Source organism: Shimia sp. (assembly GCF_965227725.1).
Classification (GTDB): domain Bacteria; phylum Pseudomonadota; class Alphaproteobacteria; order Rhodobacterales; family Rhodobacteraceae; genus Shimia.
The window spans coordinates 482,727-498,420 of record NZ_CBDDGH010000006.1 but is presented as its reverse complement, the minus strand read 5'-3'; the positions used below and the strand labels follow the sequence as shown (position 1 = coordinate 498,420).

Annotated in this window: 16 protein-coding genes and 2 pseudogenes; 8 read left to right on the top strand and 10 right to left on the bottom strand. The window is 58.1% G+C overall.

Features of this window, described 5'->3' with window-relative positions; all coding sequences use genetic code 11:
• Positions 1-145: 145 nt before the first annotated feature.
• The gene (gene dddP / locus ACO07T_RS20020; RefSeq protein WP_422050870.1) at positions 146-1,489 is read left to right on the top strand and encodes a dimethylsulfonioproprionate lyase DddP; all 1,344 of its coding nucleotides are present in this window, start codon (positions 146-148) and stop codon (positions 1,487-1,489) included.
• 38 nt (positions 1,490-1,527) lie between these two features.
• Positions 1,528-2,961 (top strand): threonine synthase, encoded by a 1,434-nt coding sequence (gene thrC, locus ACO07T_RS20015; protein ID WP_422050869.1) that lies wholly within the window; start codon positions 1,528-1,530, stop codon positions 2,959-2,961.
• A gap of 67 nt (positions 2,962-3,028) precedes the next feature.
• On the opposite strand, the pseudogene ACO07T_RS20010 reads toward thrC, so the two are convergent.
• Positions 3,029-3,295: pseudogene (locus ACO07T_RS20010) on the bottom strand (transposase); the annotation flags it as partial.
• A gap of 56 nt (positions 3,296-3,351) precedes the next feature.
• On the opposite strand from ACO07T_RS20010, the pseudogene ACO07T_RS20005 reads away from it, so the two are divergent.
• Positions 3,352-4,065: pseudogene (locus ACO07T_RS20005) on the top strand (IS6 family transposase).
• A 218-nt stretch (positions 4,066-4,283) separates the two neighbouring features.
• Here ACO07T_RS20005 and ACO07T_RS20000 read toward each other — a convergent pair.
• From ACO07T_RS20000 to ACO07T_RS19965, 8 genes are all read right to left on the bottom strand, one after another.
• The gene (locus ACO07T_RS20000) at positions 4,284-5,000 is read right to left on the bottom strand and encodes an HAD family hydrolase (protein ID WP_422050868.1); all 717 of its coding nucleotides are present in this window, start codon (positions 4,998-5,000) and stop codon (positions 4,284-4,286) included.
• Positions 4,997-5,986 (bottom strand): quinone oxidoreductase family protein, encoded by a 990-nt coding sequence (locus ACO07T_RS19995; RefSeq protein ID WP_422050867.1) that lies wholly within the window; start codon positions 5,984-5,986, stop codon positions 4,997-4,999. The genes ACO07T_RS20000 and ACO07T_RS19995 overlap by 4 nt, the downstream gene beginning before the upstream one ends.
• Before the next feature lie 30 nt (positions 5,987-6,016).
• On the bottom strand, positions 6,017-6,670 hold the full coding sequence (locus tag ACO07T_RS19990) for a DsbA family oxidoreductase (RefSeq protein WP_422050866.1): 654 nt from the start codon (positions 6,668-6,670) through the stop codon (positions 6,017-6,019).
• Positions 6,671-6,674: 4 nt separating this feature from the next.
• Complete coding sequence (locus tag ACO07T_RS19985; protein WP_422050865.1) at positions 6,675-7,631, bottom strand: ion transporter; 957 nt, start codon at positions 7,629-7,631, stop codon at positions 6,675-6,677.
• A gap of 71 nt (positions 7,632-7,702) precedes the next feature.
• Positions 7,703-8,728, bottom strand: a complete 1,026-nt coding sequence (locus tag ACO07T_RS19980; RefSeq protein WP_422050864.1) for a low temperature requirement protein A — start codon at positions 8,726-8,728, stop codon at positions 7,703-7,705.
• Positions 8,729-8,871: 143 nt separating this feature from the next.
• Positions 8,872-9,456 carry a carboxymuconolactone decarboxylase family protein gene (locus ACO07T_RS19975; RefSeq protein ID WP_422050863.1) on the bottom strand — a complete coding sequence of 195 codons (585 nt, stop codon included), beginning with the start codon at positions 9,454-9,456 and terminating at the stop codon, positions 8,872-8,874.
• 3 nt (positions 9,457-9,459) lie between these two features.
• The gene (locus ACO07T_RS19970) at positions 9,460-10,176 is read right to left on the bottom strand and encodes a glutathione S-transferase family protein (RefSeq protein ID WP_422050862.1); all 717 of its coding nucleotides are present in this window, start codon (positions 10,174-10,176) and stop codon (positions 9,460-9,462) included.
• A complete protein-coding gene (locus ACO07T_RS19965) occupies positions 10,163-10,771 on the bottom strand; it encodes an NAD(P)H-dependent oxidoreductase (RefSeq protein ID WP_422050861.1) in 609 nt (202 codons plus the stop codon). The genes ACO07T_RS19970 and ACO07T_RS19965 overlap by 14 nt, the downstream gene beginning before the upstream one ends.
• A 130-nt stretch (positions 10,772-10,901) precedes the next feature.
• Here ACO07T_RS19965 and ACO07T_RS19960 point away from each other — a divergent pair, with 130 nt between their 5' ends.
• Positions 10,902-11,276, top strand: coding sequence for a winged helix-turn-helix transcriptional regulator (locus tag ACO07T_RS19960; protein WP_321830648.1), 375 nt, complete (start codon positions 10,902-10,904; stop codon positions 11,274-11,276).
• On the top strand, positions 11,269-12,138 hold the full coding sequence (locus tag ACO07T_RS19955; protein WP_422050860.1) for a hypothetical protein: 870 nt from the start codon (positions 11,269-11,271) through the stop codon (positions 12,136-12,138). The genes ACO07T_RS19960 and ACO07T_RS19955 overlap by 8 nt, the downstream gene beginning before the upstream one ends.
• Positions 12,139-12,708: 570 nt before the next feature.
• On the opposite strand, the gene ACO07T_RS19950 is transcribed toward ACO07T_RS19955, so the two are convergent.
• Entirely contained in the window at positions 12,709-13,341 is a 633-nt protein-coding gene (locus tag ACO07T_RS19950) for a tyrosine-type recombinase/integrase (RefSeq protein ID WP_422050859.1), read from the bottom strand.
• Positions 13,342-13,828: 487 nt separating this feature from the next.
• Between ACO07T_RS19950 and ACO07T_RS19945 the strand changes: the two genes are divergently transcribed.
• The 3 genes from ACO07T_RS19945 (at position 13,829) to ACO07T_RS19935 (ending at position 15,582) form a co-directional block, all read left to right on the top strand.
• Positions 13,829-14,092 carry a hypothetical protein gene (locus tag ACO07T_RS19945; protein ID WP_422050858.1) on the top strand — a complete coding sequence of 88 codons (264 nt, stop codon included), beginning with the start codon at positions 13,829-13,831 and terminating at the stop codon, positions 14,090-14,092.
• Positions 14,093-14,528: 436 nt separating this feature from the next.
• On the top strand, positions 14,529-15,245 hold the full coding sequence (locus ACO07T_RS19940; RefSeq protein ID WP_422050857.1) for a hypothetical protein: 717 nt from the start codon (positions 14,529-14,531) through the stop codon (positions 15,243-15,245).
• A complete protein-coding gene (locus tag ACO07T_RS19935; RefSeq protein ID WP_422050856.1) occupies positions 15,229-15,582 on the top strand; it encodes a hypothetical protein in 354 nt (117 codons plus the stop codon). The genes ACO07T_RS19940 and ACO07T_RS19935 overlap by 17 nt, the downstream gene beginning before the upstream one ends.
• Positions 15,583-15,694 lie beyond the last annotated feature (112 nt).

Genomic DNA, 15,694 nt, shown 5'->3' with positions numbered 1-15,694 from the left:
CAGAACTGCGCTCGCTGCGAAGCAGAGCGCGGAAAAATCGCTCCTGCACCTGATGTTCTGATCAACAACGACACTGCAGAAAACCGCACCCCGATAGCCGTAAATGGGGAAATTGCGGGTCAAGCTTCTGAAAGGGATGCACAGAATGAAAACGCATTACAGGGATAACCGGAAGATCGACCCAAGCCAGGGTGTGCGTCTTGGCGACGGGACGATAAATGATGGTGACCGGGTCGAGATTGGACCAACGGCACTGGCCCACGCGGAATGGCGTGAGGCGGGGTTGGAACTGCCCGATCTTGTCGAGATGCGCAAAGCCCGGCATCAGCGCCTGACCGATGCCATTGTGGCGCGCGGCTATGGGGGTCTTCTGATGTTCGATCCTTTGAATATCCGCTACGCGACTGACACGACGAACATGCAGCTGTGGAACACCCACAACCCGTTCCGGGCCTGCCTGCTGTGCGCCGATGGCTATATGGTGCTTTGGGACTACAAAAATGCGCCGTTCCTAGCCGAGTATAACCCGTTGGTTCGCGAAAGCCGATCCGGCGCGGATATGTTCTATTTCGCGCGCGGCGACCGGATCGGGCCGGCGGCTGACGCCTTCGCCGCCGAGGTGGCAGACCTGCTGGCCACCCACGCTCCTGGTCATACACAGATTGGTATTGACAAGATCCAACCTGCGGGACTGGACGCAATCCGTCGTGCAGGACTTGAGTTTCGCGATGGCGAGGAAGTCACCGAACGCACGCGGGGCATCAAGACCGAACACGAGCTGCGGGCCATGCGCTGCGCCATCCATTCCTGTGAGCGTTCGATGGCCGCAATGGAAGACTTCGCCCGCACCGAGATTCCGAACGGTGGCGTGACCGAGGACGACGTCTGGGCCGTCCTTCATGCCGAGAACATCAAGCGCGGCGGCGAGTGGATCGAGACAAGGCTGCTCACCTCGGGACCGCGCACCAACCCCTGGTTCCAGGAATGCGGGCCGCGGGTCATCTCTGAGAACGAGATCCTCGCCTTCGACACCGATCTGATCGGGCCCTATGGCATCTGCGCGGACCTTAGCCGTACCTGGTGGATCGGCGACGATCTGGCCCCAGCCCATATGCGCGAGAGCTACGCCGAGGCCGTCGAACACATTCGCTATAACACGGCGCTTCTGAAACCAGGTCTTCACATGGAAGACCTGACACGCTCACTCCATGTGCTTCAGGACAAATATGATGAGCTCAAATACTCCTCTCCGATGCACGGTGTGGGCCTGTGTGACGAATGGCCATTGATCGCCTATCCAGACCGTCTGGTGGACGGGGCCTTTGACGCCACTCTCGAACCCGGTCTGACGCTGTGCGTCGAAGCGCTGGTGGGCGAGGTCGGCGGCGACCACATGGTCAAGCTGGAGGACCAGGGCGTTGTGACCGAAAGCGGGTTCGAGACGATCTCGACCTATCCGCTCGACGAACGCCTGTTCCCCTGCGGCTGACAAGACATCCGACGCAATCGAACGCAGGGGATGGATCCATGCGATACCTATCAACACGCGGCCAGGCCGCAGCACTTTCATTCAAAGAGGCCCTGCTGGTGGGGCTAGCAAGCGACGGCGGACTTTACGTGCCTGAAGCATGGCCGCATCTGAGCAGTGATGAAATCAGAGCATTGCGGGGCAAGCCATACCCCGAAGTTGCCTTTGCGGTGATGTCGCCTTTTGTTGGCGGCGAAATCGAAGATGCCACGCTTAGAAATATGATCGAAGAAGCATATGCGACATTCCATCATCCCGCAGTGACACCACTGGTGCAGATGGGGCCAAACGACTGGCTGCTGGAGTTGTTTCACGGGCCAACATTGGCGTTCAAGGACGTGGCCATGCAAATCCTTGCGCGCCTCATGGATCATGTGCTCACAGAGCGCGGGGAACGGCTGACAATTGTCGGGGCGACATCTGGCGACACAGGTGGTGCGGCACTTGAAGCATTCAAAACCTGCGACGGCATCGACACATTTTTTATGTTCCCCAATGGCAAGGTCTCTGACTTCCAGCGCCGGCAAATGACCACGGTGGGTGCTGATAACTGCCATGCTTTGGCACTCGATGGCAGCTTCGATGACTGCCAGTCGATGGTGAAAGAAATGTTTGGTCACCAGGCCTTTGCCAGCCGGGTCAGGTTGTCGGCGGTGAACTCGATCAACTGGGGGCGGGTGATGGCGCAGGTCGTGTACTATTTCACGGCGGCAACTGCGCTTGGCGCACCGGAGCAGAAAGTAAGCTTCACCGTACCGACCGGGAATTTCGGTGACATCTATGCCGGTTACGTCGCCAAGCAGATGGGCCTGCCGATCGACCGATTGGTGATCGCGACCAATGAAAACGACATTCTTGCCCGTACCCTTGCGACTGGGGATCATAAGCTTGGGACCGTTAAGCCTACGATCACGCCCTCGATGGACATTCAGATCTCATCGAACTTCGAGCGTTTGCTGTTCGAGGCAGCAGGGCGAGATTCAAACGTGGTGCGCGAACTGATGGCGGCATTGAAGGATAACCGCAATTACAAGCTACCAGATGAGATGTTGAGTTTCATCCGCGAGAGCTTTGACGCCGGTGCAGTTTCCGAAGTCGAAACGCTGGAAGAAGTTGGGCGAATTCGGCGAGATACAGGCTATCTGGCCGACCCGCACACCGCCGTTGCCGTCAAAGTCGCACAAGATCATGCCGATGCAGATGTGCCGATGGTGACGCTCTCGACTGCGCATCCTGCCAAGTTCCCCGACGCGGTATTTGATGCTACGCAAGAGAAGGCGCTTCCCCCGGCTTGGGGCGATGTTCCCGCAGAACGGACCGAAAGCCTTACCAAACTGGCGGGTGACCGGACCCAGGTTGAAGAATTCATTTTGAAACACGCTCGCCTCGCGCGTGGATCGTTTCAAAGTCTCACCTCTGAAGGAGTGACGTAATGACCAAAGAATTTCTGGTGTGAGCGATACCAGAACTGTGACTCTTGTTGGCTTCAGGGTAGGGTGGTCATCTCAATTCTTCCATCATCTTTTCATGGAACACTTCGGCCGGCGTCTTCCATCCGAGGCATTTACGAGGCGTGTTGTTGAGGCGGTCACAGATCATTTTCATGTCGTGATCAGTCATCGGTCTGATGTCGCGTTTTCGCGGTAACCATCTTCGAAGACGGCGATTGGTGTTTTCGACAGTGCCTTTCTGCCAGGGAGAGGAGGGGTCGCAGAACCAGGTTTGTGTGCCAATCTCAGCCTGCAGATGTGGCCAGCTGACAAACTGGCCTTGTCAGAGGAAACCGGCTTGAAGCGAGCAGGGCGCACAATTAGCGTCCAGCGATGACGAACAAATCCCCATTTCGCTACTTCAAAACCAGCCCTGAGATCATCCGCTTGGCTGTGATGATGTACATTCGGTTTCCTCTGTCGCTCAGGAATGTCGAAGATCTGCTACACGAACGCGGCATCGACGTGAGCTATTAGTCCGTTCGGTTTTGGTGGCAACGGTTCGGTCCCAAATTCGCATCGGAAATTCGCAAGAGATGATCTCAGTCGATGCGTTGCCACTCAAATTGGAAATGGCATCTGGACGAAATGTTCGTGAAGATCAACGGCGAGCGGTACTACCTTTGGCGGGCCGTTGATCATGAGGGTGAGGTCCTAGAAAGCTATGTGACGAAGACGCGAGATAGGAAGGCAGCATTGAAATTTCTCAAGAAATCAATGCGGCGTTACGGTCGGCCAGGCACACTGGTAACCGACAAACTCCGCTCTTACGGTGCCGCGATGAGAGTAATTGGCAACGCGGATAGGCAGGAAACTGGCCGCTGGGTGAACAATCGCGCAGAGAATTCTCATCTGCCATTTCGACGAAGAGAGAGAGAGAGAGCGATGCTTCGCTTCCGACGATTGCGAAGTCTGCAGAAGTTCGCATCTGTCCACGCCTCTGTTCTCAACCTCTTCAATTCGGAGCGCAGTCTCTTTTCCAGACAACATTTCAAACTGAACCGCGTCGCCGCTCTGGCCGAGTGGCGCCAACTTTGTGCTGATTAAGGGGCAGAAATCCTGTCCTAGCTGAGACTAGTTCGAATTCGTCTGACAGCACCGAAGTTCTCTCTGCTGGTGGCGATGACCATGAGTTCATCGTTCTCCCAAAATAGCCTCGAAGCGTCTGGACGGTTTCCCCGCCACTATACGGGTGGCGTGGAAGGCCTACATTGGGCGAACGATGTCAGCATCCTTTGTCTCGGTCGTAGCAAATTGGGTCAGTTTCAGATTGCACTCAATACAATCGCGAGGTCGGTGAAACTGTTCACCTCCAGATCATAACCGCCTTCGCCCGCGACCTCTGAACCGGTCTCGCCCCATTCCTCTGGTCGGCGGATAAGGGCTGTCCGGAACCCGACATCGCGGGCGGCGTCCAAGTCGAAGGGATGGCAGGCGACCATCAGGCATTCGGGCGGATCCAGTTGCAGCAAGGTGGCAGCACGGGCGTAGGACTCAGGCAAGAGCTTGTAGACACCGAAACCTTCGCAGGACAGAACCGCATCCCATATCAGATCGTTCAGGCGTGAGCTATCGATGACCAGCCGGTAGGACAGGAGCGTGAAGGACGCCACAATATAGCGGTTTCGCAGGGCGGTCAGGCCGGGTTGGACATCCGGCCATGCGGTGAAGCTGTGCGGCGCATCCCAGGCGATCGCGCGGCGGTCAGTATCGTCGAAGATGTCCAACCTCTCATCGGCGAGCAGTGTGTCCAGACAGAACCGATGTGCCTCGTCAAAATTATAGGCCGGCGGGCCGACGCGCCCGAGATCAAGCATGGCTTCCATGCTGCGACGCCGCAGCTCGTTGGTCAGCGCGCTCCAGTCCCGGGTGATCCCATGGCGCGCGCCGGCCGCCGCAAATGCCTCACGAAAGCCGGTGTGCCAGTCGAGCACGGTGCCACCGGTGTCGAAGGTCAGAGCTTTGATACCTGACAGGCTCATGGGATCAGCACCGTCGCGCCCAAGGTCTTGCCGGACTCGATGGCTTCATGTGCCTTGACCGCATCCTTCAGCGAGTATTCGTAGTTGATGTTGGCATCCAGAATGCCGTCACCGATGGCCTTGAACAGATCGCGTGCCGTCCACTCCAGATCAGAACGTTTGGCGACGTAATGCATGATCGCAGGACGAGTGATGAACAGGGACCCCCGGCGGCCTAAATCCTGGATCACGTCAATGGGATCGGGCGGACCCGACACATGGCCATAGGCCGCGCAGACGCCCATCAGGCGCAAACTGTCGAGGCTGTCCTGCAACGTGTCCTTTCCGATCGCCTCGTAGACCACGGCGCAGCCCTCGCCGTCGGTCACGTCGCGCACGACGTCAACGAAACTTTGCTGTGAGCGGACGACAGGGTAGTTACAGCCTGCCGCGCGGGCGACCTCAGCTTTCTCTTCAGTCGAGACCGTACCCACTACGGTTGCCCCAAGCGCCTTGGCCCATTGGCAAAGGATCAACCCCATGCCGCCTGCAGCCGCGTGGACAAGGATCGTGTCACCTGGCTGCACGGCGTATGTGCGGTGCAGCAGGTAATGTGCCGTCATACCCTTCATCAGCAGCGCGGCAACCTGCTTGTCGTCTAACCCCTCGGGCAGATGCAGCAGCTTGTCGGCGGGATAGTTGCGCACCTCGGAATAAGACCCCAGCGGCGGGATGCCATAAGCAACACGATCCCCGGTCTTAAAGCCGGTCACGCCGTCGCCCACGCCCTCCACAATGCCCACGCCTTCAAAGCCGATCACCACCGGTTCATCCGGAACCGGCCACGGATGAGATATACCGCTGCGGTGATAGGTGTCAGCATAGTTCACGCCCACCGCCGTGTGACGCATTCGCACTTCACCCGGTGCCGGATCAGGCACGTGCCAGTCTTCCCAGTTCATGCAACTGGGCGGACCCTTCTTGTGGATCACTTGTGCTTTTGACATGGTATCTCCTCCCTTGGTTTGTGCTTGTCCTCAGACGGCTTGCGCTGGCTGCAGCTGATTCAGGATATTGGTATAGGTCTCTTCGCCCTGCGCGCCGGTGACGAGATGTTGGTGGTTGAAGATCATCGCGGGCACGCCGGTGACGCCGCGAGACGTCCAGAACCGCTCTTTCTTTCGGACGGATTCAGCGCGCTCGCCACTTTCCAACATTGCACGGACCGTGTCGCGATCGAGACCAATGCTGGCGGCGACATCGGCGAGAACATCCACATTGTTGAGATCTTCTCGCTGGGTGAAGAACGCCGCGAACAGCGCCAGTTTCATGTCATGTGCACGGCCCTGATCTTCAGCCCAGTCAATCAGTTGGTGGGCGCGGAAAGTGTTCACCATCCGCATGTCGTCGGCATAGTTGAACTCGAACCCAAGTGCTGCGCCCATCTCGGTCAGGCGCGCCCGCGCCTTGATCGAGCCTTCCAGCGTGGTGCCGTATTTCGCGGCCAGATGTTCCCGCAGGTTTTCGCCTTCTTGCACCATATTGGGGTTCAGCTCAAACGGGTGCCAATGCAGGTCAATGGCCACACCGGTTGCATTGGCGGCATGTGCCAACTGGTGATAACCAATGACGCACCAGGGGCAGACGACATCAGACACGATGTCTACACGAAGGGGGGTAAAGGCGCTCATCTATTCACTCCATAGATTTGGAAACTTGAAGAGACCGACCGCAGGCTGGACACACGCCCTGACGTGCCTGTGTTTCGGTTCGAACTTGTTTGTGAATGTGGCTGGCTGCCCGACGGGAAAGGCCCAAATCCTTGCGCAGGGCTTCTATTGATGTCTGCTCCTCTGCACAAATCGTGCCATCCTCCAGCGCAAGGCGAAACTGGGCTTCCAGGCTGGCACGGCGGCGGTGAAGTTGGTCGTTCAGGCCGCTTGCAATGATCCCGGCAGGCAACGCGGCCATGCCGATCCCGACGATGGTGATGATCGCGCCGAAGATCCTGCCTGCCACCGTCACCGGCGTCACGTCGCCGTAACCGACCGTCGTCAGCGTGGCCACCGCCCACCACATGGCGGCAGGGATAGAGCCGAAAGCCTCTGGTTGCGCCTCATGTTCAGCCAGCCAGGCCCCGCTGGAGGCAAAGATCAGCATCAGAACAAGGATGAAGAAACCGGCCAGAAAAGCCCCGGCTTCTTCCTCGAACACCGCCAGCAACATGCCCAAAGCGGGTGAATATCGGGTGAGCTTAAGAAGGCGTAGCATCCGAAGCGTGCGCAGTATCCGCAGATCCAGAGGAAATAGCATACCCAGCACCGCCGGCAGGATCGCCAATAGATCAACGACAGCCAGCGGGCTGGTGGCCCAGTCCCGTCGCGACCGAACCTCAGGGTTTTCGGGGGCCACCCACAACCGGGCCAAGTATTCGGCAGTGAACACCAGCAGCGACACCGTCTCGAACAGGTCGAGCGCAAGCTTCCAGCGCGCATAGATCGGCGCGACCGTCTCGAGGATCACTGCACCGACGTTCAGCGAAATGAGTGCGATCAGCGCGATCTCCAGCAGCAGCGGGCCGTCAGCGTTTCGGTCGGGCCGCTCGAGCCACCAATAGACCCGGGCCCGTAGGGTGGGATTGGCTTCAATCATTGCGGAAGGTCATCCAGGCTCGGCTGACGGGGACCACGATCTGCGAAAACAGCGCTGTGCCCCACAGCAAGTTAGCCACCAGAGACGGCACATGAGGCACCGCAAAGTAAGTGCCGATTGCGCAAAGGATTCCGAACAGGCGCACGTCCCCTCGGCCAAATCTGGACGCGACGCGATCCTCGATGATCTGCCGTAATACCCAAAGCATGGCGATGTATCCGGCCAACCCGAAACAACCGATGGCGGCGTATTTGACCGGGTATGGATCCCAGAAACCGACCTTGACCTCTGCCGCAAGCGCCACGCCCACCATCACCCCGCAGAGCATCAGCACCAGATGTGCCAGCCACCAGATTGACAATGGTTGCGGGCTTGTTGTCCTTGGGTTTGGCATTGCCGACAAAGTCGAAATAGATCCAGCACATCACGAACATCGACACGCCGCCGATCACGAAATTGACCAGCACGTCGGGCGTGACCTTGTATATACCTTTCTCGGACAAGGTTACGACCAGCTTGAAAAAACCCTCTCCCAGAACGATCAGCGTCAACAACGCAAACCGCTCGGACATGTGTCCAAGGCGCGGGGCAAAACGATCAAACCGCAGTACGCTGATCCGTGGAATCATGTAGACCAATTGGGTGGTCACCATGGCCGCCGCAAAAACCCAGTAGGCCAGGGGTTTGGGCAAAAATGCCGTTGCCGCGAAAATCGCGGCAAAGATCAGAAAATTGCGAATGTGTTCGTTGCAGAACGATTTGCTCGCGGCGTTGGTGCGACGCGCTCGGAAATACAGGGCGGCCATCAACAGGCGATTGGCCGCGAAGCCCAGTGCAAAGAACGTCCAGCCTTTGCCATCGATGGCCGGGATCGCGGCGGCCATGAACATAACGGTACAGATCATCAGTGACATGATGATCCGGTGCCAGAAATCGGTGCTGACATAGATGGAGTTGAAGATGCTTAGCTCACCCCAGGCATACCAAAGGGCAATGAAAACACCGGCAAAGGTCAAAAACCCTTGCAGGTCCAGATGATCCGACAGGTAGTTCCCCAAAAGGAAGATCGTCACCACATGGATCAGATCATAGAACAACTCGACCCAGTGGACGTGGTCATGGGTGTTCTCAAGATCGTGGTGATGCTGTGGTTTCCGCCACATCGGATGATCATTCAGGGCCATGTCGGGGTCTTTCTGCTATTGGATGGCCCGCCCCAACCGGGGCGGGGTAAAAGAGATCAACGATCGTCGGGATGCACCCAGGTGTATTTTTCCATGCCGCGATCCAGTCGCGTGTGGGCCAGTGCATTGGTGAAGTTCGAGATCAGCTTGGCAGCCAGTCCCGTCAGCACGTCCAGCGCCGCCTTGCGGTCATAGCCCGCATCCAGAAACGCCTGCAGGCGGTCGTCGCCGATATGGCCGCGCTTCTCAAGCAACTCTCGGGCAAAGCTTTGCAAAGCCGCCAGCTTGGGGTCGGCCAGCGTTCGGCCTTCGCGCAGATCGTCGATGACGTCATCGGGCATCTTGGCCCGTTTCATCATCATCGTGTGCCCGGCCATGCAGTAATGGCAGCGATTGATGAAGTTCGAAGTCATGAAGACCACCTGCGCCTCGAGCAACGTGAACGAGCTGTGCTTGAGGAACAGGTCGAACGCTTTTTGATAGGTCTCGTAAGTCACCGGGCTTTCGGCAAACAGCGCGTGCAGGCTGATCAGACCGCCAAATTCGGCCACGGTCCGATCAATCAGAAGTTTCGAATCTTCGGGAGCGGTGTCCTTGGTGTGATAGGTAAAGGTGGTGACATTAGCGTCTGTATCGAGCATGATTCAATCTTTGTTCACATCGGAAGAAAAACGAGCGGCATTCGCCTTGGCCGCCGCATCAATATCACCCTTGCCGAAGGCCGAAGGACGTGGCTCGGGCAATTGCAGAGCCTCCTGCACTCTCGGCATCGCATCGAGCCGGGCGAACCAAGCCTGAAGGTTGGGCAAGCCTTCGATATCCACGGTCGCCCAGAAATAGCTGCGCGCCCAAGGATAGGTGGCGATATCGGCAATCGACATCTCGCCGCCGACCAGCCAGTCGCGACCCTTGAGCCGCGTATCCAGCACTTCCAGCAAGCGGCGGCTTTCGGCCACGTAGCGGTCGATGGCATAAGGCACCTCATCGCCATTGGGCTTGGCGATGCGCTGAAAATACATCGCCTGCCCCATGATCGGACCTATATGGCCGACCTGAAAGAACAGCCATTGCAGCGTCTCGGACTGCTCCACCGGGTCGGAGGACAGGAACCGCCCATATTTTTCGGCCAGGTGCCACAGGATTGCCCCGCTTTCAAAGATCGCGCGCCCTTCGGCCCGATCCCAGATCGTCGGGATCTTGCCGTTCGGGTTCATCTTCACGTAGTCGGGAGCGTGCTGTTCCTTCTTCGAGAAGTCGACATTGACCAGCTCGTAGTCGATCTCGGCCTCGTGCAGGAAGATGAGCGGCTTCCACCCGTTCATCGTGTTCGCGGTGTAGAGAACGATATCAGGCCGCGGCATGCTCGGCCTCCGAGAAGACGGCACCCAGATGGGCATCGAAGCGAGCGAAGTCAGCCTCGATTTCCGGATTCTTCATCACGTCGAAAGCGGCAAAGGTCGGCAACGGCGTCATGTCAAAGAATTGAGCGTTCAGGTGCAGAGGGCGTAGAAGATCGTCGACGCTACCACCTTGGAAGAAGGGCTCTGATGGATCGTCGAAAGCCTCGCGCGGGGCGTTGAAAGTGACTGACAGCATGTATTTGGTGCCGGTCAGCGTGCCGCCCATGCCATAGTTTTCCTTGGGTGCCTCTGGGGTGCGACCGTCGCCGTTGGTCAGTCGACCGTCCATACCGACGGTGTAGACCTCGTCCATGTATTTCTTGAACGACCACGGCGCGCCCATCCAGTTGATCGGGAATTGCATGACTACCGTGTCGGCCCAGATGTGGCTGTCGACTTCGGCATTGGCGTCGTAGCCTTCGGCCACGGTGGTCACACGCACGATGTGCCCCTGCGCCTCCAGGAAGGCGCGCGCGCGGTCCACCAGTGTGGCGTTCAGCGTGCCGGGTGCGAATTCATAGGGCTGTGCTCCGTTCAGAATCAGGATGTTGCTCATGGTCGGTTCCTTTGTGTTTCGGCGGGCCTCACTTGACTCGCGGCCCGTTCGAGGGGAAATTGCGATTGCAAGGAACTAAAATCAACCAGTATACTTTTGGTAACCTTAAAATTAGAAGTGAGGGCACCACATGCGTGCAAGAGTCGAAGACGACCCCCAGGGCAGGCGGCAGGTCTATGAGGCCTGTTTTGAACCTTGCGCGATCGAAAAGGGCATGAGGATCATCGGCGGAAAATGGACCGGGTCGATCCTGTGGCACCTCAAGGACGGTCCGGTCAGGTTCAACGATCTGGCTCGGATGGTTGGTGGCGCATCCAAGAAGATGATCACCGAACGTCTGCGCCAACTGGAAACGCAGGGGCTGGTCCGGCGCGAAGTCATGGATACAGCCCCGGTGTCCGTTCACTACGAGATCACCGAGTTCGGGCGCAGTGCGCTGGGCTTCCTCAACGAGCTTCGTAAATGGAGCGAAGGTTTACCGCAGGAAATCCACGCCGATGGCTGAACTCCCCCGGCTGAAGCCCGACCCTATTCCCGTGATCCATCCAGTCCAAGAATTCGCCGTCAGCGGCGCGCGCGCGGCGGTTTACGAGCGCACCAAGAAGGGCCTCGGCGTCCCCTGGATGGGCGTGGTTGCCATGGCCTTCGCGCATTACCCCCGGTTCTATGACACCCTGTGGTCGGCCATGGAGCCAATCACGGGAACCAAGGTGTTTAGACAGGCCTGCCAGTCCATGCGTGATGTCGCCGAGCGGGAGGCAGAAGCCATGGAGCCTGCGCCCTTGGTGTCGCGGCTCATTTCGCAGGGCTATGGCGTGCAGGAGATCGACGACATCCGCGCCTGCAACGAAGTCTTTTCCGCCGGCAACATGCCTTACGTCCTGATGGCGACGCTGGCGCGGCTGCTGCTGGAAGGAAACTCATGGCAAGGCGCTGGAGATCTTGGCCGCGCTACGTCCCCAACTCCAGCCATGCCCAAGCCGCCTCTGATGGAACCGCATCACGCCTCAGGCGATCTGGCGGCCCTCTACGGTGAACTCCGCGAGGTGCTCGGGCTGCCCTTCGTCAACACCGACTATCGCGCCTTTGCACGCTGGCCCAGCTATTTCACCTTGGCCTGGAGCGATCTTAAACATCGATTGTCCGAGGCCGGGTATGCCACCAGAGTGGAGTGTGTCCATCAAGCGGCCATCGACCTTGCAGTCTCGCTGCCGAATGCGTCTGGAATAACCCCTGACGCTCTGCGTGACGCAGCCACATCCGATGCATCGTTGGAAGAGATCCTATCAGTGGTGAGGTTGTTCCAGTGGCTTTTGCCGGGTCTGGCGGTGAACGTGGCGTTTTTTCGAAGCCAATTGCAACGTTAATCCGCTGGATTGCCTCAAACGTCGAGCCGATTGCATCGGCATCTTTCAATGGAATAATGCGACCCTGCTTGCTTCGTCCCGCAAGACGTCAATACGCCCACACCACAAATTCGCTGCCAAAACGAAATCCGGCAATGACGGACAACACCGCTGCTTTTGGTTGCCTGGGCTGATGGCTGGTTGAGGACAAGTGTGAACCTGGCGCGGTCGAGTGAAAGACTGAGTTGTCCCGCATTTCGAATGTCGCAAGTTGCGGACGCAAGAACTACCGCTGATTCCGCCGCTCTGCATCATGAGGAATTTCGCCATCGCAGCGAAGGAAATGATACGAGCGCTTGCAGCGAGAACCTTGGGCTTCCGAATTCGGTTCCAAGCTGCCGTTTGATGCCCTATCCGCAAAAGTCCGCTCTGGGCCGTTCGCGCAACTTTGCAAAGTCTGCTTTCTGCGCATTGCTGCCGTTTGTACCATGCGCAGCGTCAGTCAAAATGGGCTCACCACCGACAAACGCCGCATGAGGGATCGACCTCCGCTTCGGAATGGCGAACGGCAGGACCGTTCGCCAAAGTTTCTCAGATGTCGATACGCTCGGCGATGCTCAGCGCATCCTCAAGTTCAACGCCAAGGTAACGCACTGTGCTGTCGACCTTGGTGTGACCAAGCAGCAGTTGGACCGCGCGGAGGTTGCCGGTCTTTCGGTAGATTTCCGCTGCCTTGGTCCTGCGGAGCGAATGGGTGCCATATCCGCTTGGTTCTAACCCAATCGCCGTGACCCAATCACGAACAAGCCGTCCATACTGGCGGGTTGAAATGTGGGGCCGGTCATGAAAGCGGCTTGGAAACATAAACCGACACGCAAACATCTCGGGAGATTTGACCCAGGCGAGGACACTTTCACGCGTGTTTTTAGTCAGTTCGAACTGGACCGGCCGCTTGGTTTTGCTCTGGATAACCGAGACGCGTTCTCGCACACGATCATCCTTGACCAGGTCAGAAACGGCCAGTTTCACAAGATCACAGCCGCGAAGCTTACTGTCGATAGCGACGTTGAAAAGCGACAAATCGCGCAGATAGCCTGCCAGTTCGAGTCTTGCCCGGATTGCCCAGACCTGTTTGGGAAGCAAAGGCCGCTTTTGACCGATAATCCGCCCCTTATTCCAGGCTCTGCGTTTCGGGGTAGTTGCGGGAAGTTGGACTTTTGGCATAATTTGCCCTCCGGTCCTCCCTCCAAGCCCAATCATCAGCACCGCGCCGACGTGACAAATCTACATTCTCATTGAATGACCGGTGTCAGAGACGCACGATGTCCGTCCTTGCCGCACAAGCATTGGGCGGCAAAGAGTCCACTTTGACCGTTGGTGCACATCGCACCAACGTCCATTCGATTCGAAGACGGCCAAAAACGTGAAAATATCAAAGGCGGTTTCGCCAAGGGTTTGAGGCACAAGAATATTCAATGATTTCTTGGAGCAGGCCATCTGGGACAAAAACGACCGTTATTGGCACAGCCTCCCTTGTCACCAAACGAAATGCTGCAGCGATGCCGACGGAAAGGGCGGTTGGATGCCAGCTCAGGCGATGGGGTCGATTTTCAGGCGATAGACCCTCGTGCTCCCAGGCGAGCCGAGATGGCAAGAAAGGTCATCGAGCGCACGGGATGACCCCGGGCAGAACAAATCAGGAGTAGGAACCATGTTATTCTCAGCACCTCGTCAACATCGCCATCATCACCGCCGTGCGGTTCTCACTGACGGGACGGCCAAGCGTATCCTGCGGCAGTCCAATCTCATGTGGAACGATGGTGGGTACCGCGTCCAAGGCAAGATCATCGGCTGGAAGCGGACCGACAACAACACCCTCGGTGCCGTTGTCGCTTACCCCTACACGGGCGCGCGCCACCTCTGGCGCGTGAACATGAAGACGGGCGGCGCAAAGCACCTTTGCCGTTTGTCGTGAAGGACCGGGGGCGGCGCAAGCTGCCCCCCTTTTTCCACAATCTTGAACTGGGGAAATTCATATGGCTCACCAAGTTGGAAAATGCATCTGCGGACGTACGCGGCATTGGCCGCGCAACGCCAGGGTCGGCGATACTTGGACGTGTCGTGGCTGCGGTACCGTGACCACGCTGGTCCCTGACGGCACGCCGGGTGCTCAATCGACCATCACCGCTCCGTCCTGGGGCGACAACAAGAAGCGCAAGGCAGGGCGGCATCGCCATCCGACCCATTCCCGGCGGGCTGCACCGCCGTCGCGTAAGGCTCCAAGCCGTGCGCGGCCGCAGGCCAAAGGGTCGTCAGGTGGTCTTGGTATCGGGCTGGCACTCGGCCTGGCCGGGTTGGCGGCTCTCGCCGGCCTTTCCCGTAAGTAGTCAATCCACGAAAGGACATATGATATGCAAATTCTTTCACTGCCGTGGCTTGCGGCTCCAAAACCGAAGGCTCCCCCCCGGCTCAGCTTGTCTGGGCCGGGAGGCCGCAAGCGGTCTGCGATCGTCGCATCGACGACCGGTCCACTTGCCCCGCTCTCAGGAAAGCGGGCACTTCTTCTCGCCGACGTCGAGAACTTGAGCATCAGCGCCTCTGATTTGGGACGGTCGCTCTGCTTCCGCTCGCTCGACCGTGTCCTCCGAAGGCATTCGACAAATATCTCGTGCCATGCGTTTTTCAGCCGGAAGGCGGAGGATAACGAGCTCGTCGACGCTTTCATGGCCATCGGCTGGCGCGCCCACCCGCGCGATATCCAGATCGCACGGACGACCCGAGGGATCGAGAAGTTCGCCAACAGCGATCACACGATCTGTTTCGGAGCCGGCATGCTGCTCTCGCGGTCGACCTACGACGTCGTTGTGATTGCCACTGGTGATGGCGCGCTCGGCTGCGATCTGGCCAAGGCAATCAGGGAGCATAGCGCACCCGGTGTTTCCATCATCACGATGTCGCTGGCGGGCTCCACATCGCACCGGCTGAACGCGGCGAACAATGCTGATTTCGACAGCAACATCGAGATAGGGTCAGATTGCCTTAACCCGATCGTTAAATCTGTTGGGCAGTACCGAAACACGCGGCCCGATACCTCCGGCCGAGATAGTCGCCATGCGATCGCATGGTAATGTCACCGGCTATCGGCCACGTCGCCGGCGGCACCGACCGAAAGGCCGGCGTCGTCATCACGGTCCGCATCCCTACGGCCTGCTGGACTTCATCGTCGCCTATATGATGGGAATAATTGGTCTTGGTGCCGCGTTGGCAATCTCGCCGATGCTGGCGTTCTTCGCCTACTTTGCCATTGGCATCATCCTGTCCCGCTACATCGGCAAACGCGTGCGATGGCGTGAGATGACGGCCAGCATAAGAAATGTCGCAGCCGTGAAGCTGCACACGATCTACACATGGCCTGTTTCCATGCCCGTGTTCATCTTCCAGCTCTTCGTCGTGAAGTTCCTGTAGGCTAAATTTCTGGTGTGGAGCCGGCGTGTGTGAATTTCTTCGCGATCAAGAAGAAAGACCGCGAGTTGAACCAGGACAATGACGCGGAACTATACAATAGCAAGGATGGAAC